Genomic DNA, 17,174 nt, shown 5'->3' with positions numbered 1-17,174 from the left:
GTCATGGAACATTACATTAGTCTGCTAGTTAAATCGATTTTCATCGAAAACATGGCACTGTCTTTCTTCTTAGGTATGTGTACGTTTCTTGCGGTATCTAAGAAAGTTAAGACCTCATTTGGTCTAGGTGTAGCGGTAGTCGTAGTACTAACCATTGCTGTACCGGTAAACAATCTAGTTTACAACCTAGTACTTAAAGAGAACGCTTTAGTTGAAGGTGTGGATCTTAGCTTCCTTAACTTCATCACCTTTATCGGTGTAATTGCGGCACTCGTACAGATTCTAGAGATGGTTCTAGACCGTTTCTTCCCGCCTCTGTACAACGCGCTTGGCATCTTCCTACCGCTGATCACAGTAAACTGTGCGATCTTCGGTGGTGTATCTTTCATGGTGCAGCGTGACTACAACTTTGCTGAATCTGTTGTTTACGGCTTTGGCTCTGGTGTGGGTTGGATGCTAGCAATCGTTGCGCTTGCAGGTATCCGTGAGAAGATGAAGTATTCGGACGTACCTCCTGGTCTACGTGGTCTAGGTATCACGTTCATCACTGTAGGTCTTATGGCGTTAGGCTTTATGTCTTTCTCTGGTGTTCAACTGTAAGTCGGGTAAACCGCAACAATTAAGGAATAGTCAATGGACATTATTCTTGGTGTCGTGATGTTTACTCTGATCGTACTGGCTCTAGTTCTAGTGATTCTTTTCGCTAAGTCTAAGCTTGTACCAACAGGTGACATTACAATTTCTGTGAACGATGACCCTTCTTTGGCGATCGTTACTCAGCCAGGCGGTAAGCTTCTGGGTGCTCTAGCAGGTGCTGGTGTATTCGTATCTTCTGCTTGTGGTGGCGGTGGCTCATGTGGTCAGTGTCGCGTAAAAATTAAATCAGGCGGTGGTGACATTCTACCAACCGAGCTTGACCATATTACTAAAGGTGAAGCGCGCGAAGGTGAGCGTCTAGCGTGTCAGGTTGCAATGAAAACTGACATGGACATCGAGCTACCTGAAGAGATCTTCGGTGTTAAGAAGTGGGAATGTACAGTTATCTCTAACGATAACAAAGCGACATTCATCAAAGAGCTTAAGCTGCAAATTCCAGATGGCGAATCAGTACCTTTCCGTGCTGGTGGTTACATCCAGATTGAAGCACCTGCTCACCACGTTAAATACGCTGATTACGATATTCCAGAGGAATACCGTGAAGACTGGGACAAATTCAACCTGTTCCGCTACGAGTCTAAGGTAAACGAAGAGACAATTCGTGCTTACTCAATGGCTAACTACCCTGAAGAAGAAGGCATTATTATGCTGAACGTGCGTATCGCTACGCCGCCGCCTAATAATCCTGATGTACCACCAGGTATCATGTCTTCGTTCATCTGGTCTCTAAAAGAAGGCGACAAGTGTACTATTTCTGGTCCATTTGGTGAGTTCTTTGCGAAAGATACAGACAACGAGATGGTCTTCATCGGTGGTGGTGCGGGTATGGCGCCAATGCGTTCACATATCTTCGACCAGCTTAAGCGTCTTAAGTCTACTCGTAAGATGTCGTTCTGGTACGGTGCGCGCTCTAAGCGTGAAATGTTCTACGTAGAAGATTTCGATGGCCTACAAGCAGAAAATGACAACTTCGTATGGCACTGTGCTCTATCTGATCCAATGCCAGAAGATAACTGGGATGGTTACACCGGCTTCATCCACAACGTATTGTACGAAAACTACCTAAGGGATCATGACGCTCCTGAAGATTGTGAATACTACATGTGTGGTCCGCCTATGATGAACGCAGCCGTAATCGGTATGCTGAAAGATCTAGGTGTGGAAGATGAAAACATTCTTCTAGATGACTTCGGTGGTTAATCTACCTAAGTAGTTGTAATTTATGGCTGGCTCAATCGAGCCAGCCATTGTTGTTTTAGAGTGGTAATAGTCGATACGTTATATCTCAACGTATGTGCTATTCCCGTTCCTCAATATACAGGAGTCTAACAAGTGAAAAAGTGGCTTGTTGCATTTGCTTCTCTGTTAGTACTAGCTGGTTGTGAAAAATCAGCTGAGCAGATCCATCTAAGTGGCCCAACGATGGGCACGACATACAATATTAAATACATTTCAGCACAAGGGCAGCCAACACCAGAAGCTCTTCAGAAAGAAATTGATCGTTTGCTTGAAGAAGTTAACGATCAAATGTCGACATACCGCAAAGATTCAGAGTTGAGTCGCTTTAACCAGAGTCAGTCATCTGAAGCATTTGCCGTTTCACCTCAAACAGCGACAGTGGTGAAAGAAGCGATTCGACTTAACGGTCTTACTTTAGGTGCATTGGACGTCACTGTTGGTCCACTCGTCAACCTATGGGGTTTTGGCCCAGAAGGCAGACCGGAGGTTGTTCCAACAACTGAAGAGCTCGCGGCGCGTAAAGCAATGACGGGCATCCAGCATCTGAGTGTGAATGGTGATGCTTTAGTGAAAAATATTCCTAACTTGTATGTAGATTTGTCTACAATTGCAAAAGGTTGGGGTGTCGATGTTGTTGCTGATTACATCCAGTCGCAAGGTATTCAGAATTATATGGTTGAAGTAGGTGGTGAAATGCGCCTAAAAGGCTTGAACCGTGAAGGTGTTGCGTGGCGAATTGCCATTGAAAAACCATCGGTTGAAGAGCGTACGATTCAAGACATTATTGAGCCAGGCGATATGGCTGTTGCCACATCCGGCGATTACCGTAACTACTTCGAGCATGACGGAATTCGATACTCACACATTATCAATCCAGAAACGGGTAAGCCGATTAGCCATAAGGTTGTATCGGTAACGGTTCTTGACCAATCGTCTATGACGGCGGATGGGTTAGCGACTGGACTGATGGTATTAGGCGAAGATAAAGGCATGCAGATTGCTGAAGAAAACAACATTCCTGTGCTTATGATCGTCAAAACGGAAGAGGGCTTTAAAGAACTAGCCTCTTCTGCCTATAAGCCTTATACGAATAAATAATAACTCGAGCGAGCATGTCATTATGAGTACATTTTTGATTACATTTGGTGTGTTTATGGCCGTGATTGCAGCGATGTCCATAGGCTATATCATTCAGAAGAAAGTTGTTAAAGGTAGCTGTGGTGGCTTAGGTGCGGTTGGTATCGAAAAGGTATGTAATTGTCCTGAACCATGTGATGCACGTAAGAAGCGTGAAGCACGTGAGGCGGCCCGTCAAGAAAAGCTAGCCGCATGGGAAAAAGACCGCATCGCTTAGTCCCGTCCTGTTAATACAAAACACAAACACCAGTCACTCGACTGGTGTTTTTTTTAACATTTCGTCGGTGAAAATAGTTCGGTTACGTCCCAGCTTCTTCGCCACATATAAGCGATCATCAGCGATCTTAATTTGGTCATGAATGTCCCCACTGATACTACTTATGCCTATGCTGACAGTAACAAGTATGATATTTCCATTATGCTTTACGGGGGTTTTCTCGACACGTTGTCTCATGTTTTCAATGCGATTGATGAAATCATCGTATGGCGTGCATGATTGAATACAAAACTCTTCACCACCAAAACGCACCACGATATCATCAGGAAAATATATCTTCAGGATATTTGCGACTGTTTTAAGAGCAGCATCGCCCCCGTCATGACCATAATTGTCATTGACCTGTTTGAATAGGTCGATATCAATCATTGCAATGTTACGTAGCTGACAACCAGAGCAAGCCTGACTAAAGAGAAATCTTCGATTCCACAACCCAGTGAGAACGTCTTGATTAGCGAGTTTGTGTAACTCATCGGTTGCTTCCTTCATATCAAGCAACTGGTGAACCCGACAGTAAAACTCTTCTTGATTAAATGGCTTGGTGAGAAAGTCATTCGCTCCCGCTTTTAGAAACTGGGCGGTAAGGGTTTTCGATTCGTTGCCAGATAGCCCTATGATGGCGAGTTGGTTCTTATCGTACATCTGGCGCATTTCACGAGTCATGGATATGCCATCTTTAACCGGCATGTCGTGATCAGTGATAACAAAGGTGATATCGGAACAGCTTTGCAGTTTTTCGAGTGCAACTTGACCGTTTTCCGCCTGCGTGGTGCGAATGTACTGATGTTCGAGCAACTGTGTCACATGGCGTCGGACTGTCGCTGAGTCATCAACAATGAGGGCATGGTGTTTGCTGTTATTAATAAGCCGTTTAGCTAGAGGAAGTAGATAGGAGATGGATGCCATGCTGTCTTTCAATATGTAGTCCAGAACCCCCTTTGCAATAAATCGTTCGCGTGCTTGGTCGTTAAAGGTCGCTGTTAATACGATGACTTTTTGCTGGTATGAGAGGACAAGGTCAATAACCTCACCATCTTGGGCATCGGGTAGGCAGTAATCAAGAACAGCGAAGCGAAACTCCTTGTGCCGTTGCAATAACTCTTCGGCCTGTGCAAAAGATTCTGCACAGCAGACATGACAGCCTAAAGTAGTGAGCTGCTGTTTTAAGAAATTTTGGTAAGCGCGACTATCCTCTACAACCAAGACTTTATTGTTCAAAGCGGTGCCTCTTTTGTTACCTATAGAATTAATAATAACTGCATCCAACAAACTTGCGAGTGTCGAACAGGACAAATTTGCAGATAATTTGTACTTTGATATATATATGTGATTTATTATACTGTTTATATGTACAGTCTATTCCGGTCATCGAAAGTGGATAAGAAAACGCGAAAAATCATACATATAGACATGGATTGTTTTTACGCGGCAGTGGAAATGCGTGATAACCCTTCATATCGTGGACGGCCACTCGCCGTTGGGGGGCATGAAAAACAACGTGGCGTGTTAAGTACCTGCAATTATGAAGCGAGAAAGTTCGGCATCCGCAGTGCAATGCCAACCTCTAGAGCATTGCAGTTATGCCCTCAGTTACTTGTCGTACCGGGAAGAATGCAGATCTACAAAGCGGTTTCAAAACAGATCCACGCTATCTTTTCGCGTTACACAGCACTTATTGAGCCCCTGTCTCTTGATGAAGCGTACCTCGATGTGACGGATTGCCCTTTACATAAAGGCTCGGCAACCCTGATTGCTGAAGCTATTCGTAGTGATATTTGGAATGAGCTACAGCTAACGGCATCTGCGGGTATCGCGCCAGTAAAGTTTCTCGCCAAGATTGCTTCCGATATGAATAAGCCCAATGGTCAGTATGTGATTCCTCCGGATAGAGTTCAAAGTGAGATAGACAATTTGCCGTTAGAGAAAATTCCGGGGGTTGGCAAAGTGAGTCTGGAAAAACTCCATCAAGCTGGGTTGTATGTAGGGCAAGACGTCAAAAACAGTGACTATCGCGATTTACTACTCAAGTTCGGCCGGCTTGGAGCCTCGTTGTGGAACAAGAGCCATGGTGTTGATGATCGTGAAGTCGTGGTTGAAAGGGAAAGAAAATCGGTTGGGGTCGAGCGTACATTTGCCGAAAATATTTTTTCATATGATGAATGTTGGCGTGTCATAGAAGACAAGTTATTTCCTGAATTAGAACAAAGGCTAGAAAGAGCATCGCCAGACAAGGCGATCATCAAGCAGGGGATTAAAGTTAAATTTGCTGATTTTCAATTAACGACGATAGAACATATTCACTCGCAGTTGGAGTTGGAATATTTTAAACAGCTATTGCATGACATTCTTAAACGTCAACAAGATCGAGAAATCCGATTACTGGGTCTAAGCGTGATGCTTAAACCCGAGGAACAGAGTAAACAACTGAGTTTTTTTTAATCTAGGCTTTCTACCCACAGCCTAACCTCACTGAAGGGGATGGCTTCAAGTTGACCAAACCCAGCTAAAGAGCGTGCTTTGATCTTGGTAAATACAGGTGTAGTGATCCCACAAAGAAATTTCGTTCTTAGATTGAGCGACAAAGGCGCACGAGCTTTGGTTTCCAATTGAACCAACCATTCACGAACTTGTTGTTGATCCGTCTCGCGTTGTACTAACTTGGGTAAGAGTGCGACTTCGCCACGACAGACACTACAGTGGTTACAATTGGAAGGTGCGTGTTTATCGCCAAAATACTTGGCCAACCTTGCACTAAGGCATTGACCTGATTCAAAGAAATCCAGCAGTTCGCGAATACGATTCACATCATTGGTTTCTTTATTTTTAAACAGAGAGGATAGTTTCTCAGCGAGTTCAGCGGTAGTGTTGGCTTTTGACGAAACTCGATAGACCTCAGTCATCAGTTTACTTTCTAGCTCTATCCAGCCTTTCTCGTTGAAATAGTTGAGTGCGGCTATGGCTCTTGAACGATCGCCTTGGAACTCTTGCCATAAGGTCTCAAAATCGACCTGACACCAAGTGCGAGCTTGGGGTGAACAGTTAAATAGTGCGCTAATAAACTCACGACGTTGTGGATCAAAATGATTGACAATGTTTTGTTTATCGGTGAGAAACTTAAAACGATAGTCTGCGAAATAGCTGTATTGTGACTCGATGACACCTTCCATTTCCATGTACACTAATAACGTTTTCAAAGGAAGCTGACGAATATTGCTTTCTGTCGAGAGTCTGCTGAGCACGACTTCCCATTGAGGAGATGAGTCAATCGCTTGTTTGAGGACAAACTCTATTTCGCTTGTCTCAGGCGTGTCGCCAAAAATAAAGTTCTCTAAGGTGCTGATACTATTTTGGTTCGCGAGTAATACGCATTGGGACGGATGCCCGTCTCGTCCTGCTCGACCTATTTCTTGCGCATAGTTTTCGATGGATTTAGGCAGATCGAAGTGAATGACTCGGCGAATATCAGATTTGTCCACTCCCATTCCAAAAGCGATGGTTGCGACAATACAATCTAGCTGCCCCTGCATAAATTGATTTTGAATCTGCTCACGCGTTTCATTGCCCATACCTGCATGATAGGCACTGACGTTAAGGTTATTATCAGCCAGTAGGCGGGCAACCTGCTCGGCGGTATTTTGCAGGGTCACATAGACAATGGTGGGCAGTTTGTAGTTTGATTTAATTAAACTCAGTAACGCTTCAGGCTTGTTTTCGTCCAGGCATGGTGAGACAGAAATATCGAGATTAGGACGATAAAAGCCAGTGACAACAACATCATCAGGTTCAATGGAGAACTTGCTCTGCATATCTTCGATAACCGTTTGTGTGGCTGTCGCGGTAAGCAATAGGACTTGAGGTATATTTAATTCTTTCAGGTAGTGCGGCAGTTTGAGGTAGTCCGGGCGGAAATTGTGGCCCCACTCAGAGATACAGTGAGCCTCATCGACGACCAGCAAAGATATAGGTACTTGGGAAATAAACTGCCTAAAGCGTTCATTCTTCAGCCTTTCGACAGATATCATCAAAACCTTGGTATGTCCTTGTTTTACCTGATTCATGATCTGTAAGGACTCTTCACGGGTTTGGCTAGAGTCAATGGATGCCGCGGGAATTTGTTTGCTGCTTAGGAAGGCGAGCTGATCCTTCATCAATGCCAGCAGAGGAGAAACCACCAAGGTCAGATGAGGCAAGACGACAGCGGGAAGTTGATAACAGAGAGATTTGCCTGAACCGGTAGGGAAAATTGCTGCACATGATTGCCCTTGCATCACTTTTTCGATAACCGCTTGCTGCCCTGTACGAAGTGATTCGAAACCAAAGGTGTGATGGAGTGTCTGCTGAAGATCGAATTCTTGGTTGGGGCTAAACATAATACTTGATTCCAGTATCTTTAAAGGGCAATGAGCTCTATTCTAAGGGCATTAAAATGATTGGAACATGGTTTTAGTATGAATAAGTTGGAACTAAAACGCATTATTCTGGATTTGCTAGAACAAAAATGGCAAATCGGGCAAAGCTCAGTTCAAAGGGCAATTGAATCGGCGACGGACGAAGAAACGGTTCCTGAGCATAAGTATGACACTTTAGCCCTTGAAGCATCTTATCTTGCCCATGGTCAGGCAATGCGCTTACAGGAATGTGAACAAGAAATTCGCGTGATGAAAGAACTTGTTTTGCCTATCGAGCCCGAAAAAGTGGTACTTGGATGTGTGATTTCATTACTGGACGATGACGATCAGATCAAACGCTTTTTTATCTCACCATGTGCGGGTGGTTTAAAAGTGTCAATCGACGATGAGAGTGTCACATTAGTAACGTTTGATTCGCCATTAGGTCAGGCTCTCAAGTCCAAGAAAGTTGGAGAGGAAGTGACTTACAAGGTTGCCGGTGTAGAACATTGTTACGAGATTGAAACCATAAGCTGACAAACATCAAACGATTTCTGCTATGGTAGGCATCAATAACTGCTCGAGAGGTAACAATGAAAAAAGTATTACTGACATTACCTTTATTACTTTCCAGCCAAGTTTATGCTGCACAGTGTAAAGTTGACTTAAAAAACGAAATTCACTTGAATGGTGAGAGAATTGAAATTCACCAAGTTGGTGGTGAAACCGCGGTTGTCGATGCAGACAATGGCCTAACTATTCATGGTGAAAAGATTGAGTTGGATGATAGCCAGAAACAAGCTATTGCCCAATATCGAGAGAATATTAATGACTATTTGCCTAGAGCGAAGCAAATCGCCCAAGATGGCTTAGCACTCGCGAATGATATTGTTGATGATGTGGCAGAGAGCTTTGACGCGCCAGAGGCGTTTGATAGCGTCAAAGAGGCTATGAAGCAGTTTTATGCCGATATTGAAGCTCGATACTACAAGAATGGTGATTTGGTTTTACCTGCCGAAAGCTTTGGATCGCTAAATGAAACATGGGCTGAAGATTTAGAAAAAGCCAAAGCACTGTTTAATGAAGAGTTCATTACGAGTGCCTTTGATGCAATGTCAGCGAAAATGAAGGCAGAGGGTGGGCTGAACTTAACTGAAATGGCCAACTCAATGGCGGAACTTAAAGAACGAGTCGCTAAACGTCTTGCCGAGCATGCGGCTGAAGTTGAGCAACAAAGTGAAGACTTTTGTGATTCTCTTGATCAAATGGCTGAACAAGAGCAGCAACTTCACGATAAGATCCCGCAATTGAAGGATTACCAAATCTTCACCATCTAATCCGATTTACTTTTTCGATTGTATTGAATAAAGAGCGCCTGTATGGCGCTTTTTTATGTCTTGAGCACTGGAATAGTGAATTGTTGTTTGATTTTTGCTCATTTGAGGCTGATTTGTTGTAAATGCGCTGAGAACTGCCCGTGTGTGTTGATTGTTTAGTTTTGGCTAGTGTTTTATACTTGTGTACTAGTTAGCTAGTTCATTGGTGCAAATAGGTTGTATGGCTCAAACAAATAACACACAAACACGTGAGCATTTTGGTTCTCGTCTCGGTTTCATTCTTGCTGCGGCAGGCGCAGCGGTAGGTCTTGGCAACATTTGGGGCTTCCCTACGCAAGCCGCGAGCAATGGTGGTGGTGCATTTCTGCTAGTTTACCTAGTGATGATTCTAGTGGTTGCATTTCCCATGTTGGTCGTTGAAATGGCAATCGGTCGATATGGTCAGGCAAATCCGGTAGATAGTATGCGCTCACTTACTAGCAACCCTTTAGGTAAAAAAGTAGGGGCAACGGTAGGCTGGATTGGATTGAGTGTGCCAAGTGCGGTATTGGCATTCTATAGCATTGTAGGCGGTTGGCTAATTTGCTTTTTACTGGGAGCAATAACCGACGTTCTGGGGTTTGAGCAGGCAACCGCTTGGTTTAAGGGATTTAGCGTAGAGCGCAATTTGTTCGGTACGATTGCATTCTATGTTCTAACCGTATTAATCGTTCAAGGTGGAGTGAAGCAGGGGATTGAAAAGTGGTCGACACGCTTGATGCCGGCTCTGTTCATTTTATTTGGTCTGCTGTTTATCTATATCATGACGCAAAATGGTGCGATGGAAGGTTTAAAGCATTACCTGATCCCAGATTTTGAGAAGGTGATGGATCGTAAGTTGATTCTAGCGGCAATGGGGCAAGGGTTCTTTTCACTGACTATTGGTGGCTGTTCAATGCTGATTTATGGTTCTTACCTCAGCAAGAAAGAAAACCTGCCAAAGATGGCGATGAATGTCACCTTAGTTGATACAGCCGTGGCGTTTATTGCCGGACTGGTCGTGATGCCTGCGATGTTTGTCGCAATGCAAAAAGGTGTGCAGATTTATGCTGAAGATGGTTCTTTGCTCAGTTCTGATACCTTAGTATTCACGGTTCTACCTTTGATGTTTGATAGCTTAGGTCTGCTTGGCCAGCTGTTTTCAATTGTGTTTTTCCTATTGCTGACGATTGCTGCGTTAACATCTTCAATTTCTATGTTGGAATGTCCGGTGGCGTTAGTGAGTGAGCGCTTCAACACCAAACGCAAGACAACAAGCTGGGTTTTAGCTGGGCTTATCGCTCTGTTCAGTATTGTTATTGTTTACAATTTTGGCGCTATGTTTGGGGCGGTAGCAACGGTGGCGACTCAATACTTGCAACCTGCCGCAGCGCTGTTGTTCTGTTTGTTTGGTGGCTGGGTGTGGAATCGTCACTCTAAGATTAAAGAGTTAGAGCAAGGCTGCCCTGAATTTACTCAAGGCTGGTTCGGCAAGCTATGGCCAGCGTACGTGAAGTTCGTGTGCCCAGTTTTAGTTGCCACGGTCATTTGGGCATCATTTGGTTAAAGCAAAGCTCAATTTGTTAACGTAGCCCGCGTAATGCGGGCTACGTTAGTGAGTCACGCCACCGTTACTTCGATCTGATACAAACGGCGGTCTGATAGGTGATTGGGAACCATTGCCAAAACCAAGCAAAGCGGAGTTCCATCATTTTTCCTGGCCACCAGTATTTCCATTTAAAAAACACATCATCAGCCATGCCAAATCCTACCTCGGAGTAACCGGTGTAGTAGAGATTATATGGCGCTTCTCTTGCACGTCTTAGTGGTCTTGTCATCGGGCGTTCATTCGATCTGATGAGTCGCCAGTCGGAGTAACCTGCGTAGGTTGAATTGGAACATGCATTCCTTCCTTGCTGACGGTTGTAGAATGGCCCCCATTGTGTGTAGTACATGTGGCGATACGTCTCATAAACAGGCTGAGTTGGCCCGTATATAACCGCTACGGACCGAGAGCAGTTTGAGACATATATTGGGAAGCCATGGGCAAAACCGCCTATCGAGCAAGAGCGCACAGAATCTGTACCAGTGGGCAGAGAGATACCATTTAGGGTGCTCACTACACTATTAGAGAATTTGGCCCTTAAAACGTTACCGTCTTGGTCTTCAACTTGATGGTACAGGAACGAAAACTGGCCTTGTAAAATAGTAAACTCACTTGTTGCCCAGAATGTATCGCCTACGTTTAGGTCCTCTCCACCGTTGATGGTGTCGGTAACATTCCCTGAGTTAGCCTGAATGTTTCTACCTGCCGGACTAGCAGTTCTGTAATAGTCGGAACACTCAGGGGCTCGGTAGCCTTTACGCACACAAAATCTGACTGAAGATAAGTGTGAATTGTTGGCGATATAGTAAGGCTTACTCGATACGATAGTGCCAGAACGTGTCTGCCAATAGATAGATCGAAAGGTTGAAGATGAATCAAAGTTGGTGGCAATTTCTTGATCGATCATGCCTGTAAGCATGATGTCTTGCCTGTTTTGTATCGTTACTTCGCTGGCGTGTACCCAGCTAGAACAAACACTAATAAATAATAGTAGGATGAACTGCTTCATTATTTTTCTCTTGTAGTGGGTAGCTAAGTCATATGAAAATTACTTGCCGACTCCAAATACCAATGACTAATTAAGACGCGTGCAAATTGCTGTGTCATATGTGATTTGCTGTGGCGACCAGATGAGTTTGTGTTTTACAATTTGGCCTGTGGTTGCGTAGTTTTATTATGTCCATAATTGTCCTTTGATCTTAATTGTTATTTCGTAAACTGATGAAGAGGATGGTTATTGGTTATAATGCCAATTTTACAATTATTATTTACTTAATTGATGGTTGTTTATTTTAGTCATTATTTAATTTATTAATTAGTGCTTTTTTAAATTGATGTTGTTTTTATTTTCTAATGTGAATAGGGATCAATTAATAAATTGTTGTTTTTGATAATAAACTTAATCCCTATAGGATTGTTTCTTGGTTTGAATTGTGTTTATTCTCTTTTTTAATAAGATAATTGGTTGGGTTGTGTAAGGTAATTTCCCATTCCTAAGGAGGGTATTACAAATGTTCACTTGGATAGAGAGTGAAAATGGCTTTGTTGCTTAAATCGATGGAACTAAATCAAGCTTACAGGACTAGGTATGGCTGAAACTCAGTATGTAGTTGATTACTCTAATTAGATTCTTAGCTTGGTTATGAGTCAATGTCACTAATAATAATGCTTACTAAAGCAATTTGTTTGAAAGCTATATTAAAATCATATGAATGTGCTAACTACTAATTTCGAAAACGCATCATTATTTTCGATCTTAGGCTGGAGTAATTTTAAGGACTAATTATGGGTAGGTTTTTACTATTATTCATTGCGCTATTTTCTGGTATCGCAAGTGTCAGTGTTAGCGTATTTACAACTCGCGTCAGCAACGGTTTCGCCTAACAACGTCATTATGGAAAAACATAATAATGATTTGGCTAAAAATTTGGTTGGAAACCTGTAAAGGTCCATTTGATGTTGGACCAAGATAGGGGGGCGATGCTAACAAGTATCTCAGTCCTAGTAGACAGACTGAGATACTTAGTCAATTATGACGTGGAGATTTGACCCGTTGTTAGAGGGTCAACATCCAGATCATTCACTTTCTCAATGAATTCCTCTACCACTTGTTCCACTTCTTCGTCATCTTGTTCAAAGTAGGCTAGGTTGAATATGGCATCACCTTCATTGACCAGCGGCAGTGTTTGTTGACCGATAACAATACCGCCTTTACGGGCGATGAGTTCGATTTCACTGTGTCCTAGTGGAGCACTGATGTATGCCAATACTTGCCCTTTTTCGACTTTCTCGCCCAGAGTCACCACAGTGCGAAGAATGCCGTCACTTTCCGCACGCAGCCAACTGGTTGACTTGGCAATAACGTGTGTTGGCAGCTTTTTGCGAGTTGAGCGTAGCATACCGATAGCCTGCATTACTCGCTGAACTCCAATAAATCCAGCACTGATACAGATTGGCTCGAAGCGTAATGCTTCGCCTGCTTCATAGGTAAGAACAGGGATACCCAGACGTTCAGCCTCACTGCGTAAAGAGCCATCTCGTAGAGGAGCATCAATGATCACTGGAGTGGCAAATGCCTGAGCAATGCGAAGCGTTTCAGGATTGCTCAAGTCGGCACGCAGTTGAGGTAAGTTGGTTCGATGGATGGCACCGGTGTGGAGGTCGAGTATGTAGTCACAACGTTTGGCTACCTGAGAGAAAAATGTGTAGGCCATACGTGATGCGAGTGAACCTTTTTCACTACCAGGGAAGCAGCGATTTAAATCTCGTCTATCAGGTAAATAACGTGATTTGTGAATAAAACCAAAAACGTTAACTATAGGCACAGCAATGAGTGTTCCTTTTAGCTTGTTAACATCAATGGTGTTAATCAGTTGTCTTACGATTTCAACGCCGTTGAGTTCATCACCGTGGATCGCCGCATTAACCATCAGTACTGGTCCTGCTAGCTTGCCGTTGATGACCTCAACCGGAATTGATAGTGGCGAGTGGGTATAAAGTCTTGCTGCATCTAACTCTATGACCTTACGTTCTCCCGGTGAGATAGACTCACCGAGAAATTCAAAAACGCTATTTATTTTAGCCTTTGCCACGAGTTTTAGTCCTTTTACTTGCCGCATTTTTCTCTATGAATTCGACAATCATTCCAGCAATGTCTTTACCAGTTGCGGTCTCAATACCTTCAAGACCTGGAGATGAGTTTACTTCCATGACTAATGGACCGCGATCTGATCTTAATAGATCCACACCGGCCACATTTAGACCCATAATTTTAGCGGCTGCAACTGCTGTACGGCGCTCAGTTGGGGTGATTTTTACTAATGATGCGCTACCACCACGATGTAGGTTGGAGCGGAACTCACCCTCTGCACCTTGACGTTTCATAGACGCAATCACTTTATCGCCAATGACGAAACAGCGAATGTCAGCACCGCCGGCTTCTTTTATGTACTCTTGCACCATGATGTTTGCTTTAAGACCCATAAAGGCTTCAATAACACTTTCCGCCGCTTTACGAGTTTCAGCTAAAACAACACCAATACCTTGAGTACCTTCAAGTAGCTTTATCACTACTGGAGCACCACCAACCATGTCTAAAAGGTCTTTTACATCGTCAGGTTTGCTTGCAAAGCCAGTAATAGGCATACCAATGCCTCTACGTGATAGTAGCTGCATCGAACGCAATTTGTCACGCGAGCGAGTGATTGCGACCGATTCGTTAACTGGATATACGCCCATCATCTCAAACTGACGTAATACCGCAGTGCCATAAAATGTAACTGAAGCACCAATTCGAGGAATAATAGCATCAAAGCCAGATAGCTCTTCACCCTTAAAGTGAATCTCTGGTTTGTCTGAGTTGATATTCATATAACAACGCAGCGCATCAATCACTTTTACTTCGTGACCACGGATTTTTGCCGCTTCAATTAGACGCTTCGTTGAGTAAAGAGTCGAGTTGCGAGACAGAATACCAATTTTCATTATTTGTTTTCCTCGAAAGGGACTAAAAACGATTCTACAGGGTCGACGATGATACGATTATGCATTGCTGTTCGACCTAATAACATGCGAAAAGCCATATTTTCGCGATTAGTTAAAGTAATTTCTATTGGCCAACTTTTTCCGCCAAGTTTTATTTCTGACTCGATAACATAGCGAGACTCTTCATGTCCGCCCGAATCACGAACTATACGTTCATCAATAACTTTCGCTTCACATACAGTTTCGAAGTCCGTGTTATGTTGCATTGGGTGGATCCAGAATCTAACCCAAAGAGCTTCGTCCTTTTTAAAGCTCTCTACTTTGAATGCGTGTAAGCATGAGGTCCTGGCTCCGGTATCAATTTTTGCATTAATTTCTTCAATACCTAAACCCGGCAGGCTGAGGGTTTCTCGCCAACCTACTAATAGTTTTTCTTTCATCGCAGTAACAATATATTTAGAGAGAATTTAAGACACTCTAATGAAGTGAGCATCCCCGACATAACGCGGTTGACTACCGATTATATGGCTTGAAGAGGGTATGAGAATTTACCCTAAGGCGCTTCAAGGACGGCGACTGTAGCAACCATGCCATGGTGTGACTAACGAATTAAAATTGCCGTCACAACAAATTATACTTATTAAACGGTAGTATATAAAACAAAAAAAGCCAGCTAATGTGAGCTGGCTTTTTGAATTACTTTTACTAATGGATTAGTGAATACTATTTATTCGGAATTGCTTCTAACAATGCCACCATTTGGTCCCAGAATAGAGCGACTGTATCGATCTTAACCTTCTCATCTGGAGAGTGTGGGAACTTAATGGTTGGGCCAAAAGAAACCATATCCATATTAGGGTAAGGTTCTTTGAATAAACCACACTCAAGACCTGCGTGAATGACCATGATGTTTGGCTTGTGTCCGTAGATACCTTCATACATATCGCGGAAGATAGCCATGATCTCTGAATCAGCATCTGGTTTCCAACCTGGATATGCACCAGAAAACTCGATATTTGCACCGGCGAGGTCTGCAACAGAAGTCAACATACCTTCAACTTGTTGGCGACCAGAATCGATCAGCGATCGTACTAGGCATAGTACGTTGATGTGATCTTGTTCTGTCGTTACAACGCCAACGTTTAGCGACGTTTCAACAACGCCTTCTATCTCATCACTCATACGAATGACGCCATTCGGGCAAGCGTTCAATGCCGCAATAAAACGTTGCTGGTCAGCAATGGAAAGCACTTCTGACTGAGTTTCGATTGCTTGATTAAATGAGACAATGTCAGTTTCAACTTTACCCAGTTCGGTTTTTATCAAGTTGGTATAGAAGTCAAAAAGTTCAGCCAGTTTAGCTTCGTTTTCAGTTGGAATTGCGACGGTAACAAATGCTTCACGAGGGATCGCATTACGTAAGCTACCACCACGGAACTCAATGAGGCGAAGATCTAACTCTTGAGCATGACCCGCTAAGAATCGAGCAAGTAATTTGTTGGCGTTCCCGCGACCTGTGTGGATATCACAACCAGAGTGACCGCCTTTAAGTCCTTTCAGGATCAGTTGGCGAGTAACAAGACCAGCAGGAATCGCTTCACGAGTAATATTGAACGTCATTTCACCATCGATGCCGCCCGCACAACCCATGTAGACTTCACCTTCTTGTTCAGAGTCTGTGTTTAGAAGAATATCGCCTTCCAACCAACCCGCTTCCAAACCAAATGCGCCAGTCATTCCTGCTTCTTCATCAATAGTAAGCAGAACTTCGATTGGACCATGTTTGATCTCTGTTGAAGCAAGCACTGCTAAACAAGAAGCCATACCAATGCCGTTGTCAGCACCTAGCGTCGTGCCTTTTGCGGTAACCCATTCCCCATCTATATAAGGTTGGATAGCATCTTTTGCGAAATCATGATCTGTGTCTTCGTTCTTCTGCGGCACCATATCGATGTGTGCTTGGAGAACTACACCTTTCTTGTTTTCCATACCTGGTGTCGCGGGCTTTTTAATGAACACGTTACCTGTTGGATCACGACGAACATCTAGGCCTTGCTCTGTTGCCCAGTTAACAATGTACTGGGCAAGGGCTTCTTCATGCTTTGAAGGGTGAGGAATAGAACAGATCTTATCGAAAAACTGCCAAAGTGGAGCAGGTGATAAGTTGCTGATTTCAGAATGGAATTCAGACACGGATGACTCCTTTTTAAGAATAATGCCAGATCATATGATTTGTAATCTTAATAATGTAGAGAATTAATCTGCATCTGGCCTATTAAGTAGAGGCACAGAATATCACTCCCAGAGTCGCGGGTGTAGTGAAACCGCAGCTGAATTATCTTGTGGCTATCACAGAATACGGAATTGTCTCGACTACGCTATGTAGCTAGATTCGTATAAAATGTAGGAAAATAAAACAACAAGCTGATAATTCTGTAATTTAATTACGGAATTATAATGATCTTTATCAAGTTTTAAATTTTTTGTGACTTTAATCACTTTAATGCTTGTAATTAAATTTCTTTGAGGTA

General features: G+C 43.3%; 15 protein-coding genes. 8 read left to right on the top strand and 7 right to left on the bottom strand.

The features are described 5' to 3' along the window. Nucleotides 1-3 precede the first annotated feature (3 nt). The 4 genes from nqrE (at nucleotide 4) to nqrM (ending at nucleotide 3,250) form a co-directional block, all read left to right on the top strand. Nucleotides 4-600, top strand: coding sequence for an NADH:ubiquinone reductase (Na(+)-transporting) subunit E (gene nqrE, locus ACQEXT_RS12170; protein WP_005436652.1), 597 nt, complete (start codon nucleotides 4-6; stop codon nucleotides 598-600). 33 nt (nucleotides 601-633) lie between these two features. Further along, on the top strand, nucleotides 634-1,857 hold the full coding sequence (gene nqrF, locus ACQEXT_RS12165; protein ID WP_426952248.1) for an NADH:ubiquinone reductase (Na(+)-transporting) subunit F: 1,224 nt from the start codon (nucleotides 634-636) through the stop codon (nucleotides 1,855-1,857). A gap of 132 nt (nucleotides 1,858-1,989) precedes the next feature. After that, nucleotides 1,990-2,994 carry an FAD:protein FMN transferase gene (locus tag ACQEXT_RS12160; RefSeq protein ID WP_426952246.1) on the top strand — a complete coding sequence of 335 codons (1,005 nt, stop codon included), beginning with the start codon at nucleotides 1,990-1,992 and terminating at the stop codon, nucleotides 2,992-2,994. Nucleotides 2,995-3,016: 22 nt separating this feature from the next. Beyond that, the gene (gene nqrM, locus ACQEXT_RS12155) at nucleotides 3,017-3,250 is read left to right on the top strand and encodes a (Na+)-NQR maturation NqrM (protein WP_138973485.1); all 234 of its coding nucleotides are present in this window, start codon (nucleotides 3,017-3,019) and stop codon (nucleotides 3,248-3,250) included. 33 nt (nucleotides 3,251-3,283) lie between these two features. Here nqrM and ACQEXT_RS12150 read toward each other — a convergent pair whose 3' ends face one another. Then, nucleotides 3,284-4,528, bottom strand: a complete 1,245-nt coding sequence (locus ACQEXT_RS12150) for a GGDEF domain-containing response regulator (protein WP_426952244.1) — start codon at nucleotides 4,526-4,528, stop codon at nucleotides 3,284-3,286. Between the two features lie 129 nt (nucleotides 4,529-4,657). Here ACQEXT_RS12150 and dinB point away from each other — a divergent pair, with 129 nt between their 5' ends. Next, nucleotides 4,658-5,749: a DNA polymerase IV gene (dinB, locus tag ACQEXT_RS12145; RefSeq protein WP_331416141.1), complete on the top strand. Its 1,092-nt coding sequence runs from the start codon at nucleotides 4,658-4,660 to the stop codon at nucleotides 5,747-5,749. On the opposite strand, the gene ACQEXT_RS12140 is transcribed toward dinB, so the two are convergent. After that, nucleotides 5,746-7,680 carry a RecQ family ATP-dependent DNA helicase gene (locus ACQEXT_RS12140; RefSeq protein WP_426952242.1) on the bottom strand — a complete coding sequence of 645 codons (1,935 nt, stop codon included), beginning with the start codon at nucleotides 7,678-7,680 and terminating at the stop codon, nucleotides 5,746-5,748. The two genes, dinB and ACQEXT_RS12140, sit on opposite strands and share 4 nt — an antisense overlap. A 78-nt stretch (nucleotides 7,681-7,758) precedes the next feature. On the opposite strand from ACQEXT_RS12140, the gene ACQEXT_RS12135 reads away from it, so the two are divergent. The 3 genes from ACQEXT_RS12135 to ACQEXT_RS12125 all read left to right on the top strand — a co-directional run bounded on the left by ACQEXT_RS12135 (nucleotide 7,759) and on the right by ACQEXT_RS12125 (nucleotide 10,620). Further along, complete coding sequence (locus ACQEXT_RS12135) at nucleotides 7,759-8,235, top strand: GreA/GreB family elongation factor (protein ID WP_426952241.1); 477 nt, start codon at nucleotides 7,759-7,761, stop codon at nucleotides 8,233-8,235. Between the two features lie 56 nt (nucleotides 8,236-8,291). After that, entirely contained in the window at nucleotides 8,292-9,035 is a 744-nt protein-coding gene (locus ACQEXT_RS12130; RefSeq protein ID WP_269376655.1) for a YggN family protein, read from the top strand. 220 nt (nucleotides 9,036-9,255) lie between these two features. Next, nucleotides 9,256-10,620 carry a sodium-dependent transporter gene (locus ACQEXT_RS12125; protein ID WP_426952240.1) on the top strand — a complete coding sequence of 455 codons (1,365 nt, stop codon included), beginning with the start codon at nucleotides 9,256-9,258 and terminating at the stop codon, nucleotides 10,618-10,620. 64 nt (nucleotides 10,621-10,684) lie between these two features. Here the strand turns inward: ACQEXT_RS12125 and ACQEXT_RS12120 are convergent, their stop codons facing one another. The 5 genes from ACQEXT_RS12120 to ACQEXT_RS12100 all read right to left on the bottom strand — a co-directional run bounded on the left by ACQEXT_RS12120 (nucleotide 10,685) and on the right by ACQEXT_RS12100 (nucleotide 16,836). Beyond that, a complete protein-coding gene (locus ACQEXT_RS12120; RefSeq protein ID WP_426952239.1) occupies nucleotides 10,685-11,668 on the bottom strand; it encodes a hypothetical protein in 984 nt (327 codons plus the stop codon). Between the two features lie 1,021 nt (nucleotides 11,669-12,689). Beyond that, nucleotides 12,690-13,778 (bottom strand): succinylglutamate desuccinylase/aspartoacylase family protein, encoded by a 1,089-nt coding sequence (locus tag ACQEXT_RS12115; protein WP_331416135.1) that lies wholly within the window; start codon nucleotides 13,776-13,778, stop codon nucleotides 12,690-12,692. After that, the gene (gene rimK / locus ACQEXT_RS12110; RefSeq protein WP_426952237.1) at nucleotides 13,738-14,643 is read right to left on the bottom strand and encodes a 30S ribosomal protein S6--L-glutamate ligase; all 906 of its coding nucleotides are present in this window, start codon (nucleotides 14,641-14,643) and stop codon (nucleotides 13,738-13,740) included. The genes ACQEXT_RS12115 and rimK overlap by 41 nt, the downstream gene beginning before the upstream one ends. Continuing rightward, nucleotides 14,643-15,083 carry an ATP-dependent zinc protease family protein gene (locus ACQEXT_RS12105; RefSeq protein WP_269376670.1) on the bottom strand — a complete coding sequence of 147 codons (441 nt, stop codon included), beginning with the start codon at nucleotides 15,081-15,083 and terminating at the stop codon, nucleotides 14,643-14,645. The genes rimK and ACQEXT_RS12105 overlap by 1 nt, the downstream gene beginning before the upstream one ends. Nucleotides 15,084-15,366: 283 nt before the next feature. Next, entirely contained in the window at nucleotides 15,367-16,836 is a 1,470-nt protein-coding gene (locus ACQEXT_RS12100; protein WP_426952235.1) for an aminoacyl-histidine dipeptidase, read from the bottom strand. Between the last annotated feature and the right edge of the window lie 338 nt (nucleotides 16,837-17,174).

The organism is Vibrio sp. TRT 29B02, assembly GCF_050113655.1.
Taxonomy (GTDB): domain Bacteria; phylum Pseudomonadota; class Gammaproteobacteria; order Enterobacterales; family Vibrionaceae; genus Vibrio.
This window is presented reverse-complemented; position numbering and strand designations above follow the sequence as displayed.

Coding starts and splice junctions, on each gene's coding strand:
- ACQEXT_RS12130 (WP_269376655.1), top strand. CDS start 8,292: ATGAAAAAAGTATTACTGACATTACCTTTATTACTTTCCAGCCAAGTT.
- nqrM (WP_138973485.1), top strand. CDS start 3,017: ATGAGTACATTTTTGATTACATTTGGTGTGTTTATGGCCGTGATTGCA.
- rimK (WP_426952237.1), bottom strand. CDS start 14,643: ATGAAAATTGGTATTCTGTCTCGCAACTCGACTCTTTACTCAACGAAG.
- ACQEXT_RS12120 (WP_426952239.1), bottom strand. CDS start 11,668: ATGAAGCAGTTCATCCTACTATTATTTATTAGTGTTTGTTCTAGCTGG.
- ACQEXT_RS12140 (WP_426952242.1), bottom strand. CDS start 7,680: ATGTTTAGCCCCAACCAAGAATTCGATCTTCAGCAGACACTCCATCAC.
- nqrF (WP_426952248.1), top strand. CDS start 634: ATGGACATTATTCTTGGTGTCGTGATGTTTACTCTGATCGTACTGGCT.
- dinB (WP_331416141.1), top strand. CDS start 4,658: ATGTACAGTCTATTCCGGTCATCGAAAGTGGATAAGAAAACGCGAAAA.
- ACQEXT_RS12105 (WP_269376670.1), bottom strand. CDS start 15,083: ATGAAAGAAAAACTATTAGTAGGTTGGCGAGAAACCCTCAGCCTGCCG.
- ACQEXT_RS12125 (WP_426952240.1), top strand. CDS start 9,256: ATGGCTCAAACAAATAACACACAAACACGTGAGCATTTTGGTTCTCGT.
- ACQEXT_RS12115 (WP_331416135.1), bottom strand. CDS start 13,778: ATGCGGCAAGTAAAAGGACTAAAACTCGTGGCAAAGGCTAAAATAAAT.
- nqrE (WP_005436652.1), top strand. CDS start 4: ATGGAACATTACATTAGTCTGCTAGTTAAATCGATTTTCATCGAAAAC.
- ACQEXT_RS12135 (WP_426952241.1), top strand. CDS start 7,759: ATGAATAAGTTGGAACTAAAACGCATTATTCTGGATTTGCTAGAACAA.